Below are 24,404 nucleotides of genomic sequence, written 5' to 3' on the forward strand. Positions count from 1 at the left end.
TCTATCTTCCCAACCACGGCTGTGGGTTAACGGCCTGACCCTGGCGACGGATTTCGAAATAGAGCGATGGCGTTCCCTGACCACCGCTAGTACCGACCAGGGCGATAGGTTGGCCTGCGCGCACTTGCGCACCAACGCTGACCAAAGCGCTCTGGTTGTAACCATACAGACTCATGTCACCTTTGCCGTGCTCGACCACCACCACCAGGCCATAGCCTTGCAGCCAGTCGGCCAGCAGCACGCGACCATCGGCAATGGCTTTCACTTCGCTGCCTTCGGCTGCGGAGATCACCATGCCTTTCCAGCGTAACTCACCTTGCAGCTGTTCGCCAAAACGATGCTCGATCCGGCCACGTACCGGCCATACGGCTTGCCCAGCAGGTTGGCCTAAACCACCGGTTCGCGCCATCAGCGAGCGTTCACCTTCGCTAGGCTTATAGCTGGTGCCGGTTTTCTTCGCCTGTTGTTCTTTCACTTTGACCTGCTCACGCACCTTGGCCGCTTCACGCGCTTCGCGTTCGGCACGGGCGCGGGCTTCACGTTCGGCACGGGCAATCTGATCGCGCAGGCGGGTTTCGTTCTGGCGCAGTTCCACCAGCCGCTGCTGATCTTTTTCCAGTGAGGCTTCTAACGCAGTCAGGGTTTTTTTACGGGCGCTACGCGCCTGCTCCAGCTTTTGCTGCTGGGTTTGCTGTTCGCCGAGCAACGATTTCTGCTGACCCTGTTTAGCCACCAGCGAGACTTTCTGCTCTGCCAGTTGTGCTCGGGTTTGCTTGAGTTGCTCAATGGACTGCTGACGGGCTTCATTCAGATAGCCGAAATAGGCCAGCATGCGTTCACTGCGCTGGCTCTCTTCACCGCTGAGCACCAACTGCAAGGCGCTGTGTTGCCCCTGGCGGAAGGCGGCATCGAGCTGTTTGGCGAGGATTTCCTGCTGAGTAGACTGCTGCTTTTGCAGCTTGGCGATGGAAGTATTCAGCCCGGAAATGTCTTTGCCCAGTATCGCGAGCGTACCTTGGGTGTCACGCAGCGAACGGCTGGCTTGCGCGATGGTCTTTTCCTGGAGTTTGAGCTGATCTTGCAGCGAACTACGCTGTTGCTGTTGCTGTTTCACCGCCTTTTCTTTTTCGGCGATGCTTTGTTGAATGTCTTTGAGTTGGGACTTGTTATCTTCCGCGGCGTTGCCGGTTAATGGCAACAGCAATGCGCCAGCGAAAAACACGCTGGCGCAGACTGTGGTTAACTTCCTTGGCGCGGAGCGTTCAGGCAGCGATTGGCCGCCTGAGTTTGCGCTTCGGGTTACCCTTGATAGTGCAAAATTCGCCTTCTCCCTCATGGAGAAGGATTATTCCACGATGAACAGCGGCTTACCAGTCATCTCTTGCGGGATTTCCATTCCCATCAGTGACAGCATGGTTGGAGCAATGTCGGACAGTTTGCCACCTTCTACCGCTTTCGCTGCTTTACCGATATAGATCAACGGCACTGGCAGGCTGGTATGGGCAGTGTGCGCCTGGCCGGTAGCCGGATCGCGCATTTGCTCGGCGTTACCGTGGTCGGCGGTGACCAGCAGCTGACCGTCAACGGCTTTAACCGCTTCAACGACCTGCGCAATACAGTTATCCAGCGTTTCTACCGCTTTGACGGCCGCATCATAGATACCGGTGTGGCCAACCATGTCGCCATTCGGGTAGTTACAGATGATGGCGTCATATTTACCGCTGTGGATGGCTGCCAGCAGCTTTTCGGTCAACTCGGCGGAGCTCATCTCTGGCTGCAAATCGTAGGTGGCCACTTTTGGTGAGTTGATCAGGATACGATCTTCACCTTTGAAGGGTTCTTCAACGCCGCCGTTATAGAAGAAAGTGACGTGGGCGTATTTTTCGGTTTCCGAGATGCGCAGTTGGGTTTTGTCGTGCTTCATCAGCCATTCACCAAAGGTGTTGGCCAAAGAGGCTGGTGGATAAGCGCAGGCGGTTTTGATGTCGGCCGCGTATTCGGTCAACATCACAAAATCACCGAACTTGACCACTTTGCTACGTGGGAAACCATCGAAATCGGCATTCACGAAAGCACGGGTGATCTGGCGCGCACGGTCGGCACGGAAGTTCATGAAGATTAGCGCGTCACCGTCGTTCATCTCGGCGCTGGCTTCGCCGGCTGCCTGGATCACGGTTGGTTTCACGAACTCGTCGTTTTCGTCACGAGCGTAGGCGGCTTGCAGTGCGGCTACGGCGTTATCGGCGGTGTATTCGCCTTTGGCCTGGGTCATCAGATCGTAGGCGAGCTGCACGCGGTCCCAACGGTTATCACGGTCCATCGCATAGTAACGGCCAATCACCGTGGCGATGCGTCCGGCTCCCAGCTTGGCGAATTCATCACTGAAACGTTTCAGTGAATTTTCAGCACTGCGCGGTGGGGTGTCGCGGCCATCCAGGAAGGCATGCAGGTAAACGGCTTTGGCACCGCGCTGCGCGGCCAGCTTGATCATCGCCAGGATGTGTTCTTCATGGCTGTGCACGCCACCAGGAGACATCAGGCCCATGATATGCACCGCTTTGCCTGCCTTCACGGCCTTGTCGACGGCGTTGGTCAACGTGGTGTTGGTGAAGAAGTCACCGTCCTGGATTTCTTTATCCAGACGGGTCAGATCCTGATACACGATGCGGCCAGCGCCCAGGTTCACGTGACCGACTTCGGAGTTACCCATCTGGCCATCAGGCAGGCCGACATCCAGACCGGAAGCCGCAATCAGGGTGTGTGGCTGTTGTTGCCACAGACGGTCCATGACCGGCGTTTTGGCGTTCAGGATCGCGTTGTCCTGTTGCTCTTCCCGGTGGCCATAGCCGTCCAGGATCACCAGTACCATGGGCTTTTTCGTGCTCGACATTGCAGTAACCTCTTTATGATCGTTTTAAGTTGTGAATAGCCATCAGCCCATTGGCACTGGAATGATGGCTATTCACTCTCCCGAACTCGATGATACTACAATGTTGCCGACTAAAAAGAGCCCAAAGAGATCAAATATGGGGTGAACAGCGCCGACTTTCTCCCTGCCAGGGCGGTAATTTTCCAGTGCACTCCGCAGTTTCTGCATTCCCATTTGCTTATTGGCTGTATTTGACGCATTCGGCAGGTATACTCTGAAACCTTGACTTATTTTTCCCTTAACTGACGGGAGTTGTTACACCCCATGCTGCAAGAAATTATGCAATTTGTTAGCCGGCACCCCATACTTAGTCTGGCCTGGGTCGGTCTGCTGGCTGCCGTGATCGTCATGACCTTCAAGAGCCGTTTCTCCAAGGTCAAAGAGATCGCCCGCGGTGAAGCTACTCGCTTGATTAATAAAGAAGATGCGGTAGTGGTCGACACCCGTACCCGTGATGATTTCCGTAGAGGCCATATCGCCAATGCGATCAACCTGACGGCGAGCGAGATCAAAGCTGGCAGCTTTGGCGAGCTGGATAAGCACAAGGCTCAGCCAGTCATCGTGGTCTGCGCCAATGGCACCACTTCACGCGAACCCGCAGAAAACCTGAGCAAAGCCGGGTTTGAACAGGTTTATACCCTGAAAGACGGCATTGCCGGCTGGAGTGGTGAAAACCTGCCGTTGGCTCGTGGCAAATAAATTTTAGTGTGGTTGAAGAGGTTTCCATGGCTAACATTGAGATCTACACCAAGGCGACCTGCCCGTTCTGCCATCGCGCCAAAGCGCTGCTGAACAGCAAGGGAGCCGCGTTTAGCGAGATCGCCATCGATGGTGATAACGTCAAGCGTGAAGCAATGATTGCGCGCAGTGGGCGAACCACCGTGCCTCAGATTTTCATCGATGGCCAACATATTGGCGGCTGTGATGATTTACATGCACTTGATGCTCGCGGTGGGCTGGATCCGCTGCTGTAAACCAGCGGCGGTCCCACTGCCAAGATGTGGGTATTGCGACCACTGAGTGTCTATAAGGATATTTAACCAAGGGTATTACACACATGTCAGAACAAAACAGCACAGAGATGGCTTTCCAGATCCAACGCATTTACACCAAGGATATCTCATTCGAAGCGCCAAACGCTCCGCAGGTATTCCAACAGGAATGGCAGCCAGAAGTTAAGCTCGATCTGGATACGGCTTCCAGCCACCTGGCAGACGACGTTTATGAAGTGGTACTGCGCGTCACCGTCACTGCTTCTCTGGGTGAAGAAACGGCATTCCTGTGTGAAGTTCAGCAGGCAGGTATCTTCTCTATCTCCGGTATCGAAGGCACGCAACTGGCACATTGCCTGGGTGCATACTGCCCGAACATCCTGTTCCCGTATGCGCGTGAGTGCATCACCAGCCTGGTTTCTCGCGGTACCTTCCCGCAGCTGAACCTGGCACCGGTCAACTTTGATGCGCTGTTCATGAGCTATTTGCAGCAGCAGGCCGAAGGCGAAACTGCCGAACCTCATCAGGATGCCTGATGAACACCGTCAATGCTTCAATGACTGTAATCGGTGCCGGCTCGTACGGCACCGCTTTAGCCATTACGCTGGCGCGTAATGGCCACCCGGTCGTGCTGTGGGGGCATAACCCCGAGCAGATCCAGATTATGCAGCGCGATCGTTGCAATCAGGCATTCCTGCCCGACGTCCCATTCCCCGATACCTTGTTGCTTGAAACCGACCTTGCTCGTGCGCTAGCGGCCAGCCGTGATGTGCTGGTGGTGGTACCTAGCCATGTGTTTGGTGATGTATTGCGACAGTTAAAACCTCATCTGCGCCCGGATGCCCGGGTTGTCTGGGCCACCAAAGGCCTGGAAGCGGAAACGGGGCGGCTGTTGCAAGACGTGGCCCGCGAAGCGCTAGGGGATGACATCCCACTGGCGGTTGTGTCTGGGCCGACGTTTGCCAAAGAGCTGGCAGCCGGGTTGCCAACGGCCATCGCTTTGGCGGCTACCGACGAGCAATTTGCCGAAGATTTACAGCAGTTGCTGCACTGTGGCAAAAGCTTCCGCGTTTACAGCAACCCGGATTTCATCGGGGTACAGCTGGGCGGGGCGGTGAAGAACGTGATTGCCATCGGTGCCGGTATGTCCGACGGTATCGGTTTTGGTGCCAACGCGCGTACCGCATTGATCACCCGTGGTCTGGCGGAAATGAGCCGTCTCGGCTCTGCATTGGGTGCCGATCCTTCCACCTTTATGGGCATGGCTGGCTTGGGCGATCTGGTGTTAACCTGCACGGATAATCAATCGCGCAACCGTCGTTTCGGTATTATGCTGGGGCAAGGCAAGGGCGTGCAGGAAGCGCAGGATACCATCGGCCAAGTGGTTGAAGGCTATCGCAATACCAAAGAGGTGTTGGCACTGGCGCAGCGCTTTGGCGTGGAAATGCCGATCACCGAGCAGATCTATCAGGTGTTGTACTGTGATAAAAATGCCCGCGAGGCCGCGTTAAGCCTGCTTGGGCGTACCAAGAAAGACGAAAAGCACAGTGCCTGACCTTGGCTGCGATCCAGCAATGGATCGCGCCGCGACAATTTGATTAGGCTGCTCTGCCGGGATAAGGCGGGGTGGTCCGTTTTGGCAGAGAGGAAGCGATGTCGTCAGAAGAGTTAGAACAGGTCTGGAGCAATATTAAATCAGAGGCGCGAGCGCTGGCAGATTGTGAACCGATGCTGGCTAGCTTTTTCCATGCGACCTTGCTCAAGCATGAAAATCTGGGCAGTGCGCTCAGCTATATTCTGGCGAACAAACTGGCCAATCCAATCATGCCGGCGATTGCGGTGCGAGAGGTGGTGGAAGATGCCTATCGTTCCGACGCACAAATGATCGTCTCAGCGGCCCGCGATATTCTGGCGGTGCGGCTGCGTGACCCCGCAGTAGATAAATATTCCACGCCGCTGCTGTACCTGAAAGGTTTCCATGCCTTGCAGTCGTACCGCATCGGCCATTGGCTGTGGAAGCAGGGCCGCCAGGCATTGGCGATCTACCTGCAAAATCAAATCTCGGTCGCTTTTGGGGTGGATATTCACCCGGCGGCCACCATCGGTTGCGGCATTATGCTCGACCATGCCACCGGCATCGTGATCGGTGAAACCGCCGTGGTGGAGAATAACGTCTCCATCCTCCAATCGGTAACCTTGGGCGGGACAGGCAAAACCAGCGGCGATCGCCACCCGAAAATCCGCGAAGGCGTGATGATTGGCGCGGGGGCTAAAATCCTCGGCAATATCGAAGTGGGGAAAGGGGCCAAGATCGGTGCAGGTTCCGTGGTGCTGCAACCCGTACCCCCTCATACCACCGCCGCAGGCGTGCCTGCACGTATTGTCGGACGACCGGAAAGCGACACGCCATCGATGGATATGGACCAGTACTTCAACGGTGCCAACCATGGGTTTGAGTACGGCGACGGTATTTGAGCAACTCCCTGCTGTAGTATCTCCAAACCGGATGTAAACCGCTATGTGGTAGCTATATCACAGGGCGGTTTGTCATTTATTTCTCTGAGTGGAGCTGCCCCTTGAACTGTTTGACCGAATCGCAGCTCCAGACTCTCCTGCTGCAAAAAAATCTCGCCAAGCAAACGATCCCAGAGGTTTCATTAACCGCTGCGCTGGCCACCGCGTTCAAAACCATGATCCAACAGGGTGAGTTCATTGCTGGCCATCGTTTACCTGCCAGCCGTGCGTTGGCAGCATCGCTCCAGCTATCCAGAGGCACCGTTGAGAACTGTTATTCGGCGTTGGAAACCGAGGGGTATGTGTGCCGAGAAGTGGGCAGGGGAAGCTTTGTCGCACAACGCCAGCAACCCTTACTTGGCCTGACCATCGAGCGTGCAGCCATCCCCGCTGGCCTTGCCACACTGAGCCGGAGATCGTCACAGCATGCCAGATCTGAGCTGAGCGGCCATATTCCTCACCGGGCATTTAGCCCCGGTATGCCAGAAACGCGTAACTTTCCGATCCATACCTGGCTCAGGCTTTATCAGCAGACCGTCAAGGAAGAGGGGCTGTCTATCTCGGCGGGCAGCGACTTGCAGGGCAATATTCACCTGCGCGAGGCGATTTGCGACTTCCTGTTGGTCGAACGGGGCGTGAAAGCGCTGGCCAATCAAATTCTGATTGTGAGTAGTACCCAGCAGTCACTGTCTCTATGTGCGCAGGTGCTGGCGGATGCTGAAGACGCCGTTTTTATCGAAAATCCAGGCTATACCGGGGCGATTAAAGCCTTCCGGGCGGCCCAGCTTAAACCTGTTCCGGTTGCCGTCGATGATCAGGGGATCTGCACCGACGAAATAATTGGCTCACCGGTTAACGCCAGATTTGTCTATGTTACTCCTTCTAACCAATATCCGACCGGGCGAGCACTTCCGCTGGCAAGGCGTCTGGCATTAATTGAGGCGGCGAAATCACGCGACATGTGGATCATCGAGGATGACTATGACAGCGAGTTTCACTACCAAGGCATTGCGACGGCCTGTTTGCAGGGGTTAGATCCCCATCAGCGCACCATTTACATGGGCACCTTCAGCAAAACCTTATTCCCGGATCTGCACGTCGCTTATATGGTCTTGCCTGAAGCCTTGGTAAAACCGATGACCACCGCACGTGGGAATACGGATAGCCAGGTTTCGGGCATCACACAGCGCACGTTGGCCAAATTTATTATGCAAGGGCATTACCGAGAGCATGTCCGAACCATGAAGAAGATATATTCTTCGCGCGCGGCGTTGTTTATTAATGAGATAACTCGGCATTGTGGTGAAAAGGTACAGGTAATGGTGCCGAATTGCGGTTTGCAGATCCTTTGCCAAGTAGAGAATAAACGGTTGGAGCGGGCGGTTTCCCTGCGCGCTGAGCAGTATCATTTAACCCTTAAAGGCATCTCCGAGTTTTGTACTGAGGAGATCCCCTTATCTGGCTGGCTGCTGGGTTTTGCGGCGCTGGATCCGATTGAGATCGCCCATAACGTCGAGCAATTTTCCCGCCTGCTAACGTTCTGTTTAAATGAGGCAGAGAGTTAGTCGTTACAATGGTCCAGTGTCTATCCTTAATTGGTCCATTAACCTTGTACTAGGGCGTCGTCTATACTTGCGACACTTTGATAATGCAAGGATAAGAACATGTTAGACACCAAAAATAATATTACCATCAGGGACATATGCGCGACAGACAAGCTGGGCTGGGAGAATTTGTGGCAGCAGTATCTGCACTTTTATCGTGCCGATGTCAGCCCTGAAATCAGCGACAAAACCTTTAGCAAACTCTGCCAAAAAGAGGAATTGGTTGGCTTGGTTGCTGTTAATAACCAGGGGCAGATCTTAGGTTTTATGCACCTGGTTTATCACGCTTCAACATGGAGCGATACCAACTATTGTTACATTGAAGACTTGTTCGTTGATAAAAGTGCACGGGGAAAAAACGTGGCCGAAAGCTTATTTAACGAAGCCTATAAACAAGCGGAAGTAAGAGAAAGCAGCCGGGTTTACTGGATGACCCAGGAGTTTAATTCCTCTGCCCGTTCGCTGTACGATAAAATTGGCCAAAGAACGTCATTTATTATTTATAGCAAGAAATAACACTGCATTAAAAAGACGCCGAGCCGTAGGGGCGCCGCATGCTGCGCCCCGTATTGAGCCGGAGTAGTCCTTGTGACGGTTAATTACTCCAGATAAAACACTTCACGCAACGGTGAACTGACCGGGCTATTATCCGGATTGCTCGGCATCACGTCGCCCATATGTTGCCACCAGCGCTGGCAGACGTCGGTGTTAGCCACTGCATTCCAGCGCTCCTCCGATTCGATCTCCACATAGCCAAACAGCAGGTTGCGTGTCTCATCCAGAAAAATGGAGTAGTGGTGTGCGCCATGCTCTTTCAATACCAGCTCCAACTCTGGCCAAATCGGGCTGTGGCGCTGCTGGTATTCGGCATGCGCGTCCGGGTTTACCTGCATCACAAAAGCTTTACGGATCATGGGGCCTCCTTGAAGGTTACAGCGCGGCCAAATAGAGCGTACGTACCTGCTCGCGATCGGCCGTGCGTGGGTTGCATGGGGCGCATGGGTCGGCTAAAGCTTTATCCAACCAGCCTTCGATATCGGCCTCTTTGATACCCAGCGCCGAGAAACCGGCCGGAATACCCACGCGCAAGGACAGCGCACGAATGGCGGCAATTGCCTGATGGCTGGCCTGCTCTTCGTTCATGCCTTGCGTATCAACACCCATAGCTTGTGCAATTTGAGCAAAGCGGGCAACGGCATTCGGCCGATTGAACTCTTCGATCACTGGCAGCAGGATCGCGTTGCAGACTCCGTGCGGCAGATTGTGGGTCGCGCCAGGCTGATGAGCCAAAGCATGTACCAGACCAAGCCCGGCGCTGTTGAACGCCATTCCCGCCAGATATTGCCCATAGGCCATCATTTCCCGCGCTTGCAGGTTCTTGCCATCATCCACGGCGGCAGGTAGCCAGGTGCTAATCAGACGGATGGCTTCCAGCGCCGAGTGATCGGTCAGCGGGTGGGCGCCCACGGAAACATAGGCTTCAACCGCGTGGGTCAGCGCGTCCATCCCGGTGGCGGCGGTGACGCTGGCGGGAATATCCAACATCACCTGCGGATCGTCCACGGCAATATCAGGGATGATGTTGGTGTCGATGATCACTTCTTTGACGTGGCGCTGGCTGTCGATGATCACCGCATTGCTGGTCATCTCGGCTGCGGTACCCGCAGTGGTATTGATGGCGACCAAGGCGACACCAGGGTGTTTGACTTTGCCAACGCCGGAATAGGCAGTCGAGGGGCCGGGGTTGCCGGTCAGGATTTTGATCGCCTTGGCGGTATCGATTGGGCTGCCGCCGCCGAAGGCAATCAGGTAGTCACATTGCTGCTGTTTGAACGCTTGCCAGCCTTGTTGCACCAACTCCTCGGTGGGGTTGGGAAACACCTCATTGAACATGGCATAAGGCAGCGCATGCTGCTGCATAGCCTTGAATAGTCCGTCCAGCAGGCCGAGTTCAACCAACTGACCGTCGGTGACGATCAGCGCCTTACCCCATTGCTTTTGCGCCAGCAGCTTGACCATATCTTCGATGGCGCCACAGCCGTGCAAACTGATTTTCGGTAATGCCAACATGAAACTCATAGTATTGCTCCTGAAAAGGGAAACCGTTGTGTTGCGCCCGCCGCAGCGGACGCAGGGCACCGATCTCTCAATCCTTGAGCGCGGCGGCCAGTGGTGTCACACCAAAGCGCTTGGCCAGTGCGGTCAGTTGGCTGCCGGAAATGGTTTGCTTCTTGCCGCCCATCGACAGCACTTTCACCATGATTTCTGCCGATTTTTCTGCGGTGTCGATCAGGCCGAAGGCGTCATCCAGCGTTGGACCAGAGCCGAAAATGCCGTGGAACGGCCACAACACCAGGCTGTGTTCCTGCATCTGCTCGGCGGTCTGAGTACCGATGCCGTCGGTCCCTGGCACCATCCAGGGCACAATGCCGATGCCGTCCGGGAACACGACCAGGCACTCGGTGCTGCCTTCCCACAGCAGACGGGTGAAGCTGGCGTTATCCAGTTCCTGCACAAAGCTCAGGGCGATCAGGTTGGTAGCGTGGCAGTGCATGATGACGCGATCGCTGCCGCCGCTGACGTTCATACGCACGATGTGCGACTGGAAGTGGGCCGCCAGTTCTGACGTTGGGAAGCCTCCCTGCGAAAGCCCCCAGTGAATGTGGTAGGCGGTACCGTTGTGGTTCAGTTGCAGCAGCACCAGGTTCTCTTGCGGCGCCAACTGCACGTTGCGGAAGAACTTGCCTGAACCGGTGACCAGGAACCAACAGTTGGCCAGTTCGGTGGCCGGTTGCGTCAGCTCAACGCAGCGCGGATCGGCCACAAAATCGTTACGGAAAGGCTCAACATCTTGCGCCGAAAGCCGCAGGCTGACGTTGCCGCCGTTGCGTTCATCCCAGCCCTTGAGCCACATGTCGCTGGTGGCCTTGATCATGCCCTGGACGAACCAGGAAGAAACTATCTGTTGCATTGCGCTACCCTTAACGTTGGCTGAGGATCTGTTGTTCGTAATTGCGTACGTTGTTGAGCCAGCTGGCATCCGCCGGGACATCGTTACGCTGGCAGTAGGTTTCCCACACGGCTTGCCATGGCAGGCATTTCTGCTCTTCCAGCAGGGCCAGTCGTGCAGTGTAATCGCCGTTTTCTTCGATCTTGCGCAGCATCTCGGTCGGCTCCAGCAGCGCACGCAGCAGGGCTTTCTTCATGTTACGGGTGCCGATCACCCAGGCGGCGATGCGGTTGATGGAGGCGTCGAAGAAGTCCAGGCCGATATGTACGCGGTTGAACAGGTTGTTGCGCACGATCTCACCGGCAATCGCCTGCGTTTCATCGTCCAACAACACCACGTGGTCACTGTCCCAGCGCACCGGGCGGCTAACGTGCAGCAGCAGGCGCGGTACATACAGCATGGCGCTGGAGATCTTGTCGGAGATCACTTCGGTCGGGTGGAAGTGGCCCGCATCCAGACACAGTGCGGTCTGGCGGCTGGTGGCGTAGCCAAGATAAAACTCGTTGGAGCCGACGGTGTAGCTCTCTGCGCCAATGCCGAACAGCTTGCTTTCCACCGCGTCGATATGGTGTGCCGGGTCGAGTTTTTCGCTAATCACTTCATCCAGCGCGCTCAATAGACGCTGGCGCGGCGCCAGGCGGTCGATCGGCGTATCTTTCATGCCATCCGGGATCCAGATGTTCATCACTGAAGGCGTACCGAGCTGCTCGCCAAAATAGGCAGACACGCGGCGGCTGGCCTGGCAGTGTTCAATCCAGAACTGACGAATTTCCGGGTCGGCGTGAGACAGCGTAAAACCGTCGGCGCTCAGCGGGTGTGAGAAGCAAGATGGGTTGAAATCCAGTCCCAGTTGGTGTTGTTTGGCCCACTCCACCCAGTTTTTAAAATGGCGCGGCTCAATTTTATTACGGGCAACCGGCGTATCGGATTCCAGATAGATCGCGTGCAGGTTCAGGCGTTTCGGCCCAGGGATTAGCGCCAGTGCCTGCTCCAGATCGGCACGCAGCTCTTTGGCGTTACGCGCTTTGCCGGGGTAGTTGCCGGTCGCTTGAATGCCGCCGGTCAGAGAGCCTTCCGGATTTTCGAACCCGGCCACGTCATCCCCTTGCCAGCAGTGCATCGACACCGGCAGGGTTTCCATCGCGCTGATAGCGGCCTCAACGTCCACACCAACGGCGGCAAAGCGCTGTTTTGCCAGTTCCCAGACTTGATCGATAGAGCTTTTCATATGCAAAGTTCCTTAGGTAATTGACTCAACGACTGAAATTGCGACCAGTGGGCGGCAAAGTCTGGATTGTCGCGAGGGGTAAAGTGTTGTAGCGGGAAGTTCTGCGCCACGATGCGGCGGAATTGCCCAATGTCGGTGACCGCGTCCAAGGCCATTAATTGGCAGCCAACGTTGCCCAGGGTTGAGGCTTCGATCGGACCGGCGCTGATGGCCAGCCCGCAAGCATCGGCGCACAGCTGATTGAGAAAATGGTTTTGACTGCCGCCACCGACGATATGCAGATGGCTGAGTGGGCGGCCGTGCATCGTTGCCAGTTCGTGAGCGACCTGGCGATAGAGCATAGAGAGGCTGTCGAAGATGCAACGCACCAGTTGGGCTGCGGTTTCCGGTACCGGCATCCCGCGTTCGCGACAGCTGTCCTGAATGGTTTGGCACATGTTGGCCGGGTTGATAAAGCGATCGTCATTGGGATTAACCAGTGAACGACAGGCTGGCTGTTGGGCCGCCTGAGCAATCAGGGCGGGCAGATCGCTGATGTTCAGTTCCCGAGTGGCACGTTGTAGCAGCCACAGGCCCATGATGTTCTTCAGTACCCGATAGCCAGTGGCACCGCCCTCATTGGTGATATTGGCTGCCAGTGAGGCTGGGTGAACCACCGGGATTGGGCTTTCGATGCCCATCAGCGACCAGGTACCGGAACTGAGGTAGGCGGCATTGGCATCTTGCAGTGGTGTAGCTAGTACCGCGCTGGCGGTGTCATGAGTGGCTACCGCAATGACCGGGATCTGCTGGCCACTGGCGCTGGTCCAATAGCCGACACGATTACCCGGAGGCGTCGGTTTGCCAAACCAGCTGGCGGGAACGCCTGCCCAGGCCAGTAGTTCTTCATCCCATTGATCGCTCTCAATATTAAGTAGCTGAGTGGTGCTGGCGTTGGTGTATTCCCAGTTCAGCTCCCCCGTCAGGCGAAAGTGCAGATAATCCGGGATCAGCAGCAGGTGAGCCACACGCTCCAACAGTTCAGGCTGCTGTTCACGCAGGGCCCGCAACTGGTACAGCGTATTGAAAGGCAGGAATTGAATGCCGGTACGTTGATAGATATTGCTGCGACCCAGTTCCTGCTGGGCTTTTGCCATCAATCCTTGGGTGCGGGCATCACGGTAGGAAACGGCCTGGCCGACCCGCTCACCTTGCGCATCCAGCAGTACGAAATCCACGCCCCAGGTGTCGATGCCGATGCTATCAAGGCGAATACCTTCGGCATCAAGTTGCTCAAGCGCCTGGCGGATATGCCGTTCCAGCGCATCCAGATCCCAGCAGTCTTGTCCGGCCTGGTGCTGCAAACGGTTGGTGAAGCGGCTGACCTCACGCAGTTGAAGTTGTTGCTGTTCCGATTGATAGCTCGCCAGCATCACTCGCCCACTGGAGGCTCCAAGGTCGATGGCGACAGTATTGCGAATAGTCATGAGAGAAAGCCCGTGATTGCTTGATGGCGAGCAGTGTAGAAAGTTGCCGCTGTCCGAGCCTTCTCACCACTGCCAACGCCAGAGGGGGGTTGGCAAAATGGCAAAGGTAAAGGTGAAGTAGCTCACAGTTTGCGATTCGGGCCGTTTTTCGTCCGGCTGTGACCTTGTACGCATTTCTCAACATTGCTAGTGCTTTCTTAAAAAACGCGCAGCTTAAGCGCGCTTTTTGGTCAAAAACTTAAGGTTTGTTACCGGGCGCTGCTCTTACTATCGATAACCGACGTTGCGCGGTAATCCCGCCGCGCCAAAGCTCTGGGGGCAAGATGGATCTATTGCACAGTAGCGACTTTTTCCCTTCCTGTAGCGCGCCCGTGGTGATCGAACCCCGCGAGCCGCAGCAGGCTTTTCCAGAACATCATCATGATTTTTACGAAATTGTGATTGTCGAGCAGGGGGCTGGGGTGCATGTGTTTAATGGCAACCCTTATACCTTGAACAGCGGCTGCGTCTGTTTTGTGCGCGATCACGATCGCCACCTGTTTGAACAGACCGACGGCCTGATCCTGACCAATATTCTGTTCCGCGCGCCGGACGCCTTCCGTTTTGTCTCCGGCGTGGAGCAGTTTCTGCCGCGTGAGGACGATGGCGTCTATCCGGCCCATTGGCGTATCAGCCAGCAGGTGTTACAACAGGTCAAAGGGCTGATTGGGCTGCTGGTGGATGCGCCGACGGGCGATCGGCCAGAAGAGATTGCGCTGCATGAAAGCGTGTTTATGCAGTTGCTGGTGCAGCTGTGGCAAGGTTGCCTGGCGTGACAGGGGGACGATCAGGAAGGGCGTTTGCATCAGTTGTTGGACTGGTTACAGGGCCATTATGCTGAGCCGATCGAATGGCCTGAACTGGCCGATCGCTTTGCCATCCCGCTGCGCACGCTGCACCGGCAACTGAAACAGCACACCAACATGACGCCGCAGCGCTACCTGACCCACCTGCGTTTGTTACAGGCCCGCCATATGCTGTGTCACAGCGATAGCAGTATCACCGATATCGCTTTTCGCTGCGGTTTCGGCGACAGTAACCATTTTTCGACGCTGTTCAAGCGCGAGTTTACCTGCCCGCCGCGTGCGCTGCGTGGCATGCGCTAGCGGTGTGAAAATCACGACTGCGTCAATTTTCCTCACCGGAGGTTCGGCAATAATGCCAGTCGTGCCAACCAGGAAAGGTGTGAGATGAGGGAAACATTACTGCTAGAGAGCCACGATTATCTACCCTCCGTACAGATGCCGGTGGCCGTGGCGGAGCGCTATCCCCAGGAGGGATTTGCCACCCATACTCACCAGTTTTGCGAGATCGTTATCGTTTGGCGCGGTAACGGTCTGCACATTCTCAACGATCGTCCTTACCGGATCACCTGCGGGGATATTTTTTATATCCGCGCCAGCGATTGCCACAGCTATGAGTCGGTGAACGATCTGGTGTTGGATAATATTATCTACTGCCCGGAGCGCCTGCGGTTGAATGCCCAGTGGGAGAGCCTGCTGCCGCCGTTTGATGCCACCAGCGAATGCTATTGGCGGCTCTCAACCCAGGGTATGGCGCTGGCCCGGCCGATTATCGCCCAGCTTTCACAAGAGAGCCGCAAAACCGACTCGTTATCGATTCAGTTAACCGAAGCCTTGCTGTTACAGCTGGCGATCGTGCTCAAACGTTATCGCTATGCGGTGGACTGCGTGCACATGTTGCCGGATGGGGAGCAGTTGGATTTGTTGATGGCGGCATTGCAAGGCGGTATCGACGGCGACTTTGACCTACCGGCATTTTGCCAGCAGCACCAACTGACCGAACGGGCGTTGAAGCTGTTGTTCCGCCAGCAAACCGGCATGACCGTCAATCACTACCTGCGCCAGCTCCGCTTATGCCAGGCCAAGAGTTTATTGCGCCGTAGCGAATACCGCATCAGCGATATTGCCGCGCGCTGCGGGTTTGAAGACAGTAACTATTTCTCAGTGGTGTTCACGCGCGAGGCCGGAATGACCCCGCGCGAGTATCGCCAGCGGTTTATCGCCTAGCGGTCAGGCGATGCGATGTGTACGGATATTCAATACCTGCGCGAGCTTCTCCAGCCGATCTCCCTGATGGCCAATGCCGATGGCGCAGTGATGAGCCGGGCCTGCCAATGACCACTCGCGGGTAAAGGCTCTGGCACCCAGGCTGAAACGGTAGCGGCTGTTGGTATTGCCGATATCCAGCGTTTCCCCAGCGACCGAGAGCCCCTCGGCATACTGCAATACCACGTCGCCGTTACGCTCCTCAACGACCGACAGGAAGGTGACCGGGCCGTTCTTCACCGACATCTGGATCGAAACGCCGCAGCCTGGCTTGCCGTGGTACACCGGTAGTGGCACCAGCCGTACATCGCCTTCGGCCATCAGTGGATGGGCCGGTCCGTCGTGACCCCACAGCACGACATCATCCTCGAATTCGATGCCGTAAGGTTCGGAGAAGGAGCCACCAGCGCCTAACAGAGCGAAGATCTTCATGGCGATCGCATTTTTGACTTCGTATTCCCCAGCGACCGGAATGCCTTTTTGGGTCAGCAGGGTGTTACCGGCGATCAGCGAAGTGACGATATTCTCGTAATCATTGCCGTTTTGCCCTTCGTAGTAATAGGCGAGTGCCCCAAGCTGATGTCGTTCCGCCAGTTGCTCCAGCGCGCAGGCGGTATGGGCGGCACGTTGTAGTTCCGCTTCGGAACAAAGCTCATCCACCACAAAGGCGTGGCGCATCTCATCTCGTTTATGCTGGATTTGCGCAGTAGTGCTTTGCTGGCGCAGAACATTCAGTTCGCACATTTCCAGCGGTTTGAAACGCACGCCAAGCCGGGCAGAAAGGTTGGTCAGGTTGCTGTAGACGTCGATCATTCCGTCGTAATAATGGCCCAGCAGGCCGATCTGCGTGGTGCGTAACGCATTGCGCAGCGCAAAGGCGGTCAGTCAGTTATCCAGTTCCTGCCAAACTTGCGGATCGCCCTGCAATGCACCTACCAGCAATTGGTAATCGATCCCGGCGCGATTAAATACGTTGGCCAATTCGGGAGCGCTGCACGCCTGACAGTGGGCAAGCCATTCGCCAGTGCGATCGCCGCGATCGGTCATGGCGCGTATTTTCTGGTAGGGCAAACCGGTTTCAGGTTGCAGCGCCAATACCAATACGGGTTTGCCCAAGGCTTGTACCAGCGGCAATACGGTGGCGCTAAGTGCGTAGGTGCTGATGTACAGCACCACCACGTCTACCGGTTGATGGCTAGTCTGTGCCAGCAGCGCATCGGCGGCGGCTACCGAATCCACCAGCCCACCGCGTTGAACCCGATGGTCGGCGGCAAGGCGTTTGGCGATCTGTTCGAGGTAGCCCTCGAGGCGAGGCTTTAGACCGCTAAACTGCGGCCAGTAAGTGTCGAGCCCGATACCAAACAGCAAGATATTCAACGAACTGTTCATTTTTCGTTCCTCAAGATGCCATACCCATACCCACAATGTTGGCCGCCAGGATGATCACCAGACAACCGAGACACAATACGGCCACCGGCTTTCTGGTGCCGCATTTCCACTCTTTCAGCAGGAGCCCGACGATGCCGCCGCACAGCACGTAGAAGCTCATGTGCAGCATCCAGCTCATGTAATCGTATTGCGCCGGGATCTTGGCGTGGCCCCAGGCGTAGAAGAAGAATTGCAGATACCACATCAGCCCGGCCAGCATCGAGAACAGGACGTTGGCGACCAGCAGTTTTTTCGGCAGGGAGAAATCGGCTTTCACCGAGATATTCTTCAGGGTGGCCAGGCGGATAAGGCAGTAGCCCAGGTTGATCAGCGCGCCGCCGCCCATAATCACCACATAGCTCGGCAGGGCAACGTACAACGGATCGATGCCCAGTGCTCCGGCGGCTTCATGCATCGGCTTGGCCGCGTCCATGGCGAAGGACATCCCGGCGGAGAAAATACCGCACATCACCGCCAACACCAGCCCTTTCTTGAGGTTGAACTCCTCGGCGCGGATGCCCATGGCTCGCTCTTTCAGCAAACCTGCGTAGCTGACGATCAGCACGCCGATCAGTGCGACAAACACGCCCACCAGCGACATGCGGCCACCCGCGGTGCCGAACAGCAGCTCAAAGCGTCCCTGCAACAGCGGTGTCATCAGGGTGCCAATGATCAGCGTGATGCCGATGGCGATGCCAATGCCCATCGACATGCCGAGGTAGCGCATGGTCAAACCGTAGTTGATATTGCCGATCCCCCACATGGCGCCGAACAGGAATACCGGCAGCAGGGTGGCGGCGCTAAATGAGCCGTAATACTGCCAAAAGTCCGGTAACAGCAGATAGCTGATGGCCCAAGGCAGGATCAGCCAGGAAACGAAGCCGCCGATCGACCACATGGTTTCCCACGACCAGTTTTTGACCTGCTTGAAGGGGGCGTAGAAGCAGGCCGCACTGGCTGCCCCGACCAGGTGCCAGAGTATCCCTAGCAGAATGGCGTTGTTCATCTTGTTATCCTTGTTGTTGGCGTGGTGAGGTTGAACGCAGAGACCACGGATGAACAGGGAGTCTAAAGAGACACCAGGGAAGGAACCTTCGGTTGGCTGCCGGATGAGGGAGGAGCATGGCAAAATTCAGCGGGTGTGGATGCTGACGATCACAAATTTGGCAGGGAACGATCGGGCGATGTGTGATCGCCCAATAGGGATTACTCTTTGAGTAGTGCGCCCGCATAACCCAGTTGACGCCAGGCTTCATAAACCACCACCGAGACGGCGTTGGACAGGTTCATGCTGCGGCTCTGGGCCTGCATGGGAATGCGGATCTTCTGCTGTGCGGGCAACGCATCCAGAATGCTGGCGGGCAGGCCACGGGTCTCCGGGCCAAACAGCAGATAGTCTCCAGCCTGATAGCTGACCGCGCTATGCGCAGGCGTGCCTTTGGTGGTGAGGGCAAACAGCCGCTGTGGATTTTCGCTGGCGAGGAAGGCGGCATAGTCAGCATGGCGCTTGATGCAGGCAAACTCATGATAGTCCAACCCGGCACGGCGCAGGCGTTTGTCGTCCCACGGGAAGCCCATAGGTTCGATCAGATGCAGTTGAAAACCGGTATTGGCGCACAGGCGAATGATGTTGCCGGTGTTCGGTGGAATTTCAGGTTCAAATAAAACGATATTCAGCATGTAAAAAGCCCCTCATGACGAGGGGCGCAGAATAGCAAAATCTTTGGGTGCTGGCGATTAACGCTGATGCAGCGGCAACCACAACACCAGGCGCAGGCCACCCAGCGGGCTGTCTTCCGCTTTCACCCAGCCGCGATGCTGATTGACGGCGGATTCAACAATGGCCAAGCCCAGCCCGGTACCACCGGATTGGCGATCGCGCGCTTCATCGGTGCGATAGAACGGCCGGAAAATCTGCTCGCGATCTTCCGGGCTGACGCCAGGGCCGTCGTCGTCCACCACAATCGTGATGCCCTGATTATCGGCGCTGAATGCCACCGCGATGCGTGTGTTGGAGTAACGCAGGGCATTACGCACAATGTTCTCCAGCGCGCTGTCTAGGGCACCTGCGTTGCCGTAAATCGTCCATGGGCCTGGAGGGGCGGTGACCTCCAACTGCTTGCCCATCTGTTCGGCTTCGAAACTGGCGTTGTCCAGCACGTCTGCCCACAGATCGTTGGCCTTAAGCAGTTCGCGTACCAGTTCGCTTTTCTGTTGGCCGCGGGAGAGCACCAGCAGATCGTTGATCATCGAGTCCAGCCGTTGGGCTTCGGTCTCGATACGTGCCAGTTCATGGCCTTCCCCATGGCGGCGGCGCATCAGGGCGGTGGCCAGTTGCAGACGCGTTAACGGGGTGCGCAGTTCGTGGGAGATATCGGAAATCAGCCGTTGCTGGGCCGTCATCATCCTTTCGAGTGCGCTGACCATCTGGTTGAAACTGGCCCCGGTGGCAAGGAATTCCTGCGGCCCAGCCTCCAACTCTGGGTGTTGCTTGAGGTTGCCACGTGCGACATCATCGGCGGCGTTTTTCAGCTTGCGCGCCGGTTTGGCCAGGCTCCAGGCCAGCCACAACAGCAGCGGGGCGCTGATCAACATGGTGACGATCAGCAGCAACAAAGGCCGGTCGAACATCAGGTTGATAAAATCGGATTGCGGGCTGTTGGCCGGGCGGATCAGGTACAGCTGATAATTGTCTTCACCATCACGTACCGAGAACGGGCCAACCAGTTCGACGCGGCCATATTTTTTCTTTTTCGGCTGATCGGAGTTGTCCGACTGGCCGATAAAGTTGCGCACGATCTGCATTTCGTTGCGCTGCGCGCCGATCACTCGCCCTTCGCTGGTGACCAACAACAGGCGTTGGCCTGGCGGTGCCCATTTTTCGATGGCGCGGAACAGGCGGCGCCACCACATCAGGTCGTTGGCCGGATCGTTTTGCAGTTCGGCCTCGACGTGCTGTTCCAGCATCAACCCCTGCCGCTGCTCGCTGTCCAGCAACGTGGTCATTTGGCGGGAGTCGAGTTTTGGCACCATCAACACCAACATCAGCACCAGGGCCAATGTGAACCAGAAAATGGCGAAGATGCGTGCCGTCAAGCTGTTGATCATGTTGCAGATACCATCAGATAGCCCCGTCCGCGCAGGGTTTTGAACCAAGGATGCCCATCTTTGCGGTCCGGCAGTTTGCGCCGCAGGTTGGAGATATGCATATCAATGGCGCGATCGAACGGCGTCAGGCGTTTGCCCAGCACTTCCTGGCTGAGGAGTTCACGGGAAACCACCTGGCCGAGATGTTGGGCCAACAGATATAACAGGGTAAATTCGGTGCCCGTCAGATCCAGCACCTGCCCATCGAAGCTGGCTTCCTGGCGGCCGGGATTCAGTTGCAGGCCGTCAACGTCCAGCGTCGGTGCGCTGGTATCCACGTTTTGCTGCTGTTCGCTCCAGTTGGAACGGCGCAGGATGGCCCGGATGCGCGCAACCAGTTCGCGATCGTTAAAGGGTTTTGCCAGGTAGTCATCCGCACCCAGTTCCAGACCAAGCACCCGGTCCAGTTCGCTGCCACGGGCCGTCAGCATGATCACCGGAGTCTGGTGGTGCTGGCGCAATTCTTTCAAGGTGTCGATACCGTTCTTCTTCGGCATCATGATATCGAGCAAGAGCAGATCGATGGAGCTGTCCAGTAACGACAACGCCTGTTCACCGTCGTGTGCCACAACGATGTTAAAGCCTTCCATTTCAAGCAGTTCTTTCAGCAGCGAGGTGAGCTCGCGGTCGTCGTCAACTAGCAGAATTTTATTCATATGTGATTTACCTCCTGACGCAAAATACGTCATCAACTGTTGCCATTCCATGACTTTACGTAGTTTTACATGCACTGACGCATGTTTGCAGGTGCAGCGATACACTGCTCCTCGTTGATTCGCAAAGTGAGAAAGCTCGAGGAGTAAAAATGGTTAAGGTGGCCGCAGTAGTTATGGCATCAGTTTTGGCATTAGGTTCTACCGCTGCCTTTGCTGCTGATACTACACCGGAAACTGTCCAACCTCCTGCTAATGATGCACTGTTGAGAGCACTTGGTCAGAATCACATGTTCGACGGCGTTCGCTTGAGCGAACAGCAACGCCAGCAAATGCGCGATTTGATGCGCCAGGCACGCTACGATATGCCTGGTGTTAATGTAGACGAAGTGGAAACCATGCATAAATTGGTTACCGCAGATAAATTTGATGAAGCCGCCGTGCAGGCCCAGGCGGAAAAGATGGCTCAGGAACAGGTTAAGCGCCAGGTCGAAATGGCCCGGGTACGCAACCAAATGTATAACCTGCTGACGCCAGAGCAAAAAAGTGTTTTAGACCAGAAACATCAGCAGCGTATGCAGCAGATGAAGCAACAGATTTCTGGTTTGCAGCAAACTTCTGCCCAGAAGTTGAGTATGACTGAGTAATCCCCTGTTTTTTCCTTGCCATAGACACCATCCCTGTCTTCCCCCTCATGATGAGGGGGTTTTTTTTGATCCCTATAAAAATAATTCAATTAAAAAACAAAAAGTTAATTTTGGTACAAAAGATTTCTGTATTTTCAAAGCAACGCGATCTCCCCTCACCCCAACCCTCCCCCACGGTACGATCTGGATACCCCATGAACACTTGCCTGGGGAGAGGGAGTCAGTCCAGAGCCGCAGTCAGGCGCAGGAGGTAATTTGTAGCACGGCCTGTCCCCTCTTTCTGTTGGGAGATGGCTAGGGTGAGGGGCGTCACTGTACGTAATGTGGTGGTTCTTTTGTTTATCTGACAAGCCTCTCGCAATGATGGCGGGACTTTTTTTACCTGACATTCCGTTATACTGAAGCCCTTAAACGTTGGTTGGGGTTTTTTATGGAACAGCAATACGCGCGGTTGGTTCAGTCCGCCGCTTTCGCCGCCACCGGGATGGCCTCCGTTCTGCTGATAATCAAGATCGTTGCCTGGTATCTCACCGGTTCAGTCAGCCTGTTGGCGTCGCTGGTGGACTCGTTGGTGGATATTGCCGCGTCGCTGACCAACCTGCTGGTGGTGCGTTACTCGTTACAGCCAGCCGATGAAGAACACACCTTTGGTCATGGCAAGGCCGAGTCGCTGGCGGCGCTGGCGCAAAGCATGTTTATTTCCGGTTCTGCTCTATTCCTATTCCTGACCGGCTTCCAGCATCTCTATTCCCCGCAACCCCTCAATGCTCCCGGCACCGGTATGATCGTGACGGTCATCGCCTTGATTAGCACGATGGTTCTGGTGACCTATCAGCGCTGGGTGGTAAGGAAAACGCGTAGTCAGGCGGTACGGGCCGATATGCTGCATTATCAGTCAGATGTGATGATGAATGGTGCTATTCTGGTGGCACTTGGGCTAAGCTGGTACGGCTTTCACCGTGCGGATGCGCTGTTTGCCCTGGGTATTGGGGTTTATATTCTCTATAGCGCGCTGCGTATGGGCTACGAGGCGGTACAATCCCTGTTGGATCGCGCCTTGCCGGATGAAGAGCGTCAGATAATTATTGATGTGGTATCGTCTTGGCCAGGGGTGAAAGGTGCTCACGATCTGCGTACGCGGCAGTCCGGGCCAACACGTTTTATCCAGTTGCATCTGGAGATGGAAGACTCTCTGCCGTTGATGCAGGCGCATATTCTGGCAGAACAGGTGGAGCAGGCACTGTTGCATCGTTTCCCAGGGGCGGACGTGATTATTCACCAGGATCCTTGTTCAGTTGTTCCGCAAGGCCGACAAGGCCATTGGGAACTATAATCAACTGGCATGGGTCAATGTTGGGTGGATTGAAACGCTTGAGTTAGCTCACGGTGCCATATGAGGTTTTTTCCTTGATGTTGCGTGACCTGAATCAATTCAGCTGGGTGTTTTTGTTATAATATCCAGCAATAAAAGCCGTAAAGCTGGTTTTCCGCCGTGGGAGAGATACCCGGTGAGTCGGCAAATACAGAATTCTTAAGAAATTGCATCTACAGTTCAGAGGTAGTCATGATCAAGAAAATCGGTGTACTGACGAGTGGCGGTGACGCCCCAGGTATGAACGCTGCCATTCGTGGCGTTGTGCGTGCTGCACTCACAGAAGGTCTGGAAGTATTTGGTATTTACGATGGCTACCTTGGTTTGTACGAAGATCGCATGGAGCAATTGGACCGCTACAGCGTGTCTGACATGATCAACCGCGGCGGCACCTTCCTGGGTTCTGCGCGTTTTCCAGAGTTCAGGGATGACAGCGTGCGCGCCAAGGCGATTGAAAACCTGAAAAACCGCGGCATTGATGCGTTAGTGGTTATCGGCGGTGACGGTTCCTATATGGGGGCGAAGCGCCTGACCGAAGAAGGCTTCCCTTGCATCGGCCTGCCTGGCACCATCGATAACGACGTTGCGGGCACCGACTACACCATCGGTTACTTCACCGCGTTGGAAACCGTGGTTGAAGCGATTGACCGCCTGCGTGATACCTCTTCATCACACCAGCGTATCTCTATCGTGGAAGTGATGGGGCGTTATTGTGGTGACCTGACCCTGGCCGCAGCCATTGCCGGTGGTTGTGAATTTATCGTGCTGCCGGAAATCGAATTCAGCCGTGACGATCTGGTTGAAGAAATTAAAGCCGGGATTGCCAAAGGTAAAAAGCATGCCATCGTCGCGATCACCGAGCATATCTGTGATATCGACGAGCTGGCGCGCCATATCGAGCAGGAAACCAAGCGTGAGACCCGTGCTACCGTATTGGGTCACATTCAGCGTGGTGGTTCACCGGTCGCTTATGACCGTATTCTGGCTTCCCGCATGGGCGCTTACTCTATCGACCTGCTGCTGCAAGGTTACGGTGGCCGCTGCGTAGGGATCCAGAACGAGAAGATGGTGCACCACGACATCGTTGACGCGATCGAAAACATGAAGCGTCCGTTCAAGGGTGACTGGTTGGAAACGGCGAAAAAGCTGTACTAATTCGCTCTTGCTGCCAAACGGGCGGCCCCTGCGGCCATCAATCGAAGCCTCCTCTATTGGGGGCTTTTTTTTATCTGTCCTCGCTATATTCCAGAATGGTCTAGTACAACATTTTTTATTCTTTAATTGTGAGGAAAGTTTCTGGCAGGCT

The 24,404-nt window shown here is 55.7% G+C and carries 22 protein-coding genes and 2 pseudogenes; 12 read left to right on the plus strand and 12 right to left on the minus strand.

Annotated elements, in window-relative coordinates:
* Nucleotide 1 precedes the first annotated feature (1 nt).
* Both envC and gpmM read right to left on the minus strand, forming a co-directional pair.
* Nucleotides 2-1,336, minus strand: coding sequence for a murein hydrolase activator EnvC (gene envC, locus U869_RS0116485; RefSeq protein ID WP_025121351.1), 1,335 nt, complete (start codon nucleotides 1,334-1,336; stop codon nucleotides 2-4).
* Between the two features lie 9 nt (nucleotides 1,337-1,345).
* Nucleotides 1,346-2,890 (minus strand): 2,3-bisphosphoglycerate-independent phosphoglycerate mutase, encoded by a 1,545-nt coding sequence (gene gpmM, locus U869_RS0116490; RefSeq protein WP_025121352.1) that lies wholly within the window; start codon nucleotides 2,888-2,890, stop codon nucleotides 1,346-1,348.
* A gap of 303 nt (nucleotides 2,891-3,193) precedes the next feature.
* Here gpmM and U869_RS0116495 point away from each other — a divergent pair, with 303 nt between their 5' ends.
* From U869_RS0116495 to U869_RS0116525, 7 genes are all read left to right on the plus strand, one after another.
* On the plus strand, nucleotides 3,194-3,628 hold the full coding sequence (locus tag U869_RS0116495; protein WP_025121353.1) for a rhodanese-like domain-containing protein: 435 nt from the start codon (nucleotides 3,194-3,196) through the stop codon (nucleotides 3,626-3,628).
* Between the two features lie 26 nt (nucleotides 3,629-3,654).
* Complete coding sequence (gene grxC / locus U869_RS0116500) at nucleotides 3,655-3,903, plus strand: glutaredoxin 3 (protein WP_024482902.1); 249 nt, start codon at nucleotides 3,655-3,657, stop codon at nucleotides 3,901-3,903.
* A gap of 83 nt (nucleotides 3,904-3,986) precedes the next feature.
* Entirely contained in the window at nucleotides 3,987-4,457 is a 471-nt protein-coding gene (secB, locus tag U869_RS0116505; protein WP_025121354.1) for a protein-export chaperone SecB, read from the plus strand.
* The gene (gene gpsA / locus U869_RS0116510; RefSeq protein WP_025121355.1) at nucleotides 4,457-5,476 is read left to right on the plus strand and encodes an NAD(P)H-dependent glycerol-3-phosphate dehydrogenase; all 1,020 of its coding nucleotides are present in this window, start codon (nucleotides 4,457-4,459) and stop codon (nucleotides 5,474-5,476) included. The genes secB and gpsA overlap by 1 nt, the downstream gene beginning before the upstream one ends.
* Before the next feature lie 98 nt (nucleotides 5,477-5,574).
* Nucleotides 5,575-6,396, plus strand: a complete 822-nt coding sequence (cysE, locus tag U869_RS0116515; RefSeq protein WP_025121356.1) for a serine O-acetyltransferase — start codon at nucleotides 5,575-5,577, stop codon at nucleotides 6,394-6,396.
* Between the two features lie 101 nt (nucleotides 6,397-6,497).
* The gene (locus U869_RS0116520; protein ID WP_025121357.1) at nucleotides 6,498-8,000 is read left to right on the plus strand and encodes a PLP-dependent aminotransferase family protein; all 1,503 of its coding nucleotides are present in this window, start codon (nucleotides 6,498-6,500) and stop codon (nucleotides 7,998-8,000) included.
* A gap of 99 nt (nucleotides 8,001-8,099) precedes the next feature.
* Nucleotides 8,100-8,555 (plus strand): N-acetyltransferase, encoded by a 456-nt coding sequence (locus U869_RS0116525; RefSeq protein ID WP_025121358.1) that lies wholly within the window; start codon nucleotides 8,100-8,102, stop codon nucleotides 8,553-8,555.
* An 83-nt stretch (nucleotides 8,556-8,638) separates the two neighbouring features.
* Here the strand turns inward: U869_RS0116525 and rhaM are convergent, their stop codons facing one another.
* The 5 genes from rhaM to rhaB all read right to left on the minus strand — a co-directional run bounded on the left by rhaM (nucleotide 8,639) and on the right by rhaB (nucleotide 13,743).
* Complete coding sequence (rhaM, locus tag U869_RS0116530) at nucleotides 8,639-8,953, minus strand: L-rhamnose mutarotase (protein ID WP_025121359.1); 315 nt, start codon at nucleotides 8,951-8,953, stop codon at nucleotides 8,639-8,641.
* A 16-nt stretch (nucleotides 8,954-8,969) separates the two neighbouring features.
* Complete coding sequence (gene fucO / locus U869_RS0116535) at nucleotides 8,970-10,118, minus strand: lactaldehyde reductase (protein ID WP_025121360.1); 1,149 nt, start codon at nucleotides 10,116-10,118, stop codon at nucleotides 8,970-8,972.
* Between the two features lie 67 nt (nucleotides 10,119-10,185).
* Complete coding sequence (gene rhaD / locus U869_RS0116540) at nucleotides 10,186-11,010, minus strand: rhamnulose-1-phosphate aldolase (protein ID WP_025121361.1); 825 nt, start codon at nucleotides 11,008-11,010, stop codon at nucleotides 10,186-10,188.
* Between the two features lie 10 nt (nucleotides 11,011-11,020).
* On the minus strand, nucleotides 11,021-12,277 hold the full coding sequence (locus U869_RS0116545) for an L-rhamnose isomerase (RefSeq protein WP_025121362.1): 1,257 nt from the start codon (nucleotides 12,275-12,277) through the stop codon (nucleotides 11,021-11,023).
* Nucleotides 12,274-13,743, minus strand: coding sequence for a rhamnulokinase (gene rhaB / locus U869_RS0116550; RefSeq protein WP_029987677.1), 1,470 nt, complete (start codon nucleotides 13,741-13,743; stop codon nucleotides 12,274-12,276). Before rhaB ends, U869_RS0116545 begins: the two co-directional genes overlap by 4 nt.
* A gap of 323 nt (nucleotides 13,744-14,066) precedes the next feature.
* On the opposite strand from rhaB, the pseudogene rhaS reads away from it, so the two are divergent.
* A pseudogene (gene rhaS / locus U869_RS29455) lies at nucleotides 14,067-14,888 on the plus strand (HTH-type transcriptional activator RhaS).
* A gap of 84 nt (nucleotides 14,889-14,972) precedes the next feature.
* Nucleotides 14,973-15,812, plus strand: a complete 840-nt coding sequence (gene rhaR / locus U869_RS0116560; protein WP_029987679.1) for an HTH-type transcriptional activator RhaR — start codon at nucleotides 14,973-14,975, stop codon at nucleotides 15,810-15,812.
* A 3-nt stretch (nucleotides 15,813-15,815) separates the two neighbouring features.
* Here the strand turns inward: rhaR and U869_RS29460 are convergent.
* From U869_RS29460 to cpxR, 5 genes and pseudogenes are all read right to left on the minus strand, one after another.
* A pseudogene (locus U869_RS29460) lies at nucleotides 15,816-17,240 on the minus strand (arabinose isomerase).
* Nucleotides 17,241-17,250: 10 nt separating this feature from the next.
* Complete coding sequence (gene rhaT, locus U869_RS0116570) at nucleotides 17,251-18,285, minus strand: L-rhamnose/proton symporter RhaT (RefSeq protein WP_025121364.1); 1,035 nt, start codon at nucleotides 18,283-18,285, stop codon at nucleotides 17,251-17,253.
* 200 nt (nucleotides 18,286-18,485) lie between these two features.
* On the minus strand, nucleotides 18,486-18,959 hold the full coding sequence (trmL, locus tag U869_RS0116575) for a tRNA (uridine(34)/cytosine(34)/5-carboxymethylaminomethyluridine(34)-2'-O)-methyltransferase TrmL (protein ID WP_021807233.1): 474 nt from the start codon (nucleotides 18,957-18,959) through the stop codon (nucleotides 18,486-18,488).
* Nucleotides 18,960-19,016: 57 nt separating this feature from the next.
* Nucleotides 19,017-20,387, minus strand: a complete 1,371-nt coding sequence (gene cpxA / locus U869_RS0116580; RefSeq protein WP_025121365.1) for an envelope stress sensor histidine kinase CpxA — start codon at nucleotides 20,385-20,387, stop codon at nucleotides 19,017-19,019.
* Entirely contained in the window at nucleotides 20,384-21,082 is a 699-nt protein-coding gene (gene cpxR, locus U869_RS0116585) for an envelope stress response regulator transcription factor CpxR (RefSeq protein ID WP_025121366.1), read from the minus strand. The genes cpxA and cpxR overlap by 4 nt, the downstream gene beginning before the upstream one ends.
* A 149-nt stretch (nucleotides 21,083-21,231) precedes the next feature.
* Between cpxR and cpxP the strand changes: the two genes are divergently transcribed.
* From cpxP to pfkA, 3 genes are all read left to right on the plus strand, one after another.
* Nucleotides 21,232-21,726, plus strand: coding sequence for a cell-envelope stress modulator CpxP (gene cpxP / locus U869_RS0116590; protein ID WP_025121367.1), 495 nt, complete (start codon nucleotides 21,232-21,234; stop codon nucleotides 21,724-21,726).
* 430 nt (nucleotides 21,727-22,156) lie between these two features.
* Complete coding sequence (gene fieF, locus U869_RS0116595; protein WP_025121368.1) at nucleotides 22,157-23,059, plus strand: CDF family cation-efflux transporter FieF; 903 nt, start codon at nucleotides 22,157-22,159, stop codon at nucleotides 23,057-23,059.
* Nucleotides 23,060-23,290: 231 nt separating this feature from the next.
* Nucleotides 23,291-24,253 (plus strand): 6-phosphofructokinase, encoded by a 963-nt coding sequence (pfkA, locus tag U869_RS0116600; RefSeq protein ID WP_025121369.1) that lies wholly within the window; start codon nucleotides 23,291-23,293, stop codon nucleotides 24,251-24,253.
* Nucleotides 24,254-24,404 lie beyond the last annotated feature (151 nt).

It is taken from the genome of Serratia sp. H1w (assembly GCF_000633355.1).
GTDB lineage: Bacteria > Pseudomonadota > Gammaproteobacteria > Enterobacterales > Enterobacteriaceae > Chania.

What these genes read in the sequence shown, in the direction of transcription:
- envC (WP_025121351.1), bottom strand. Translation starts at nt 1,336, where the DNA reads ATGAGGGAGAAGGCGAATTTTGCACTATCAAGGGTAACCCGAAGCGCA.
- gpmM (WP_025121352.1), bottom strand. Translation starts at nt 2,890, where the DNA reads ATGTCGAGCACGAAAAAGCCCATGGTACTGGTGATCCTGGACGGCTAT.
- U869_RS0116495 (WP_025121353.1), top strand. Translation starts at nt 3,194, where the DNA reads ATGCTGCAAGAAATTATGCAATTTGTTAGCCGGCACCCCATACTTAGT.
- grxC (WP_024482902.1), top strand. Translation starts at nt 3,655, where the DNA reads ATGGCTAACATTGAGATCTACACCAAGGCGACCTGCCCGTTCTGCCAT.
- secB (WP_025121354.1), top strand. Translation starts at nt 3,987, where the DNA reads ATGTCAGAACAAAACAGCACAGAGATGGCTTTCCAGATCCAACGCATT.
- gpsA (WP_025121355.1), top strand. Translation starts at nt 4,457, where the DNA reads ATGAACACCGTCAATGCTTCAATGACTGTAATCGGTGCCGGCTCGTAC.
- cysE (WP_025121356.1), top strand. Translation starts at nt 5,575, where the DNA reads ATGTCGTCAGAAGAGTTAGAACAGGTCTGGAGCAATATTAAATCAGAG.
- U869_RS0116525 (WP_025121358.1), top strand. Translation starts at nt 8,100, where the DNA reads ATGTTAGACACCAAAAATAATATTACCATCAGGGACATATGCGCGACA.
- rhaM (WP_025121359.1), bottom strand. Translation starts at nt 8,953, where the DNA reads ATGATCCGTAAAGCTTTTGTGATGCAGGTAAACCCGGACGCGCATGCC.
- fucO (WP_025121360.1), bottom strand. Translation starts at nt 10,118, where the DNA reads ATGAGTTTCATGTTGGCATTACCGAAAATCAGTTTGCACGGCTGTGGC.
- rhaD (WP_025121361.1), bottom strand. Translation starts at nt 11,010, where the DNA reads ATGCAACAGATAGTTTCTTCCTGGTTCGTCCAGGGCATGATCAAGGCC.
- U869_RS0116545 (WP_025121362.1), bottom strand. Translation starts at nt 12,277, where the DNA reads ATGAAAAGCTCTATCGATCAAGTCTGGGAACTGGCAAAACAGCGCTTT.
- rhaB (WP_029987677.1), bottom strand. Translation starts at nt 13,743, where the DNA reads ATGACTATTCGCAATACTGTCGCCATCGACCTTGGAGCCTCCAGTGGG.
- rhaR (WP_029987679.1), top strand. Translation starts at nt 14,973, where the DNA reads ATGAGGGAAACATTACTGCTAGAGAGCCACGATTATCTACCCTCCGTA.
- rhaT (WP_025121364.1), bottom strand. Translation starts at nt 18,285, where the DNA reads ATGAACAACGCCATTCTGCTAGGGATACTCTGGCACCTGGTCGGGGCA.
- trmL (WP_021807233.1), bottom strand. Translation starts at nt 18,959, where the DNA reads ATGCTGAATATCGTTTTATTTGAACCTGAAATTCCACCGAACACCGGC.
- cpxA (WP_025121365.1), bottom strand. Translation starts at nt 20,387, where the DNA reads ATGATCAACAGCTTGACGGCACGCATCTTCGCCATTTTCTGGTTCACA.
- cpxR (WP_025121366.1), bottom strand. Translation starts at nt 21,082, where the DNA reads ATGAATAAAATTCTGCTAGTTGACGACGACCGCGAGCTCACCTCGCTG.
- cpxP (WP_025121367.1), top strand. Translation starts at nt 21,232, where the DNA reads ATGGTTAAGGTGGCCGCAGTAGTTATGGCATCAGTTTTGGCATTAGGT.
- fieF (WP_025121368.1), top strand. Translation starts at nt 22,157, where the DNA reads ATGGAACAGCAATACGCGCGGTTGGTTCAGTCCGCCGCTTTCGCCGCC.
- pfkA (WP_025121369.1), top strand. Translation starts at nt 23,291, where the DNA reads ATGATCAAGAAAATCGGTGTACTGACGAGTGGCGGTGACGCCCCAGGT.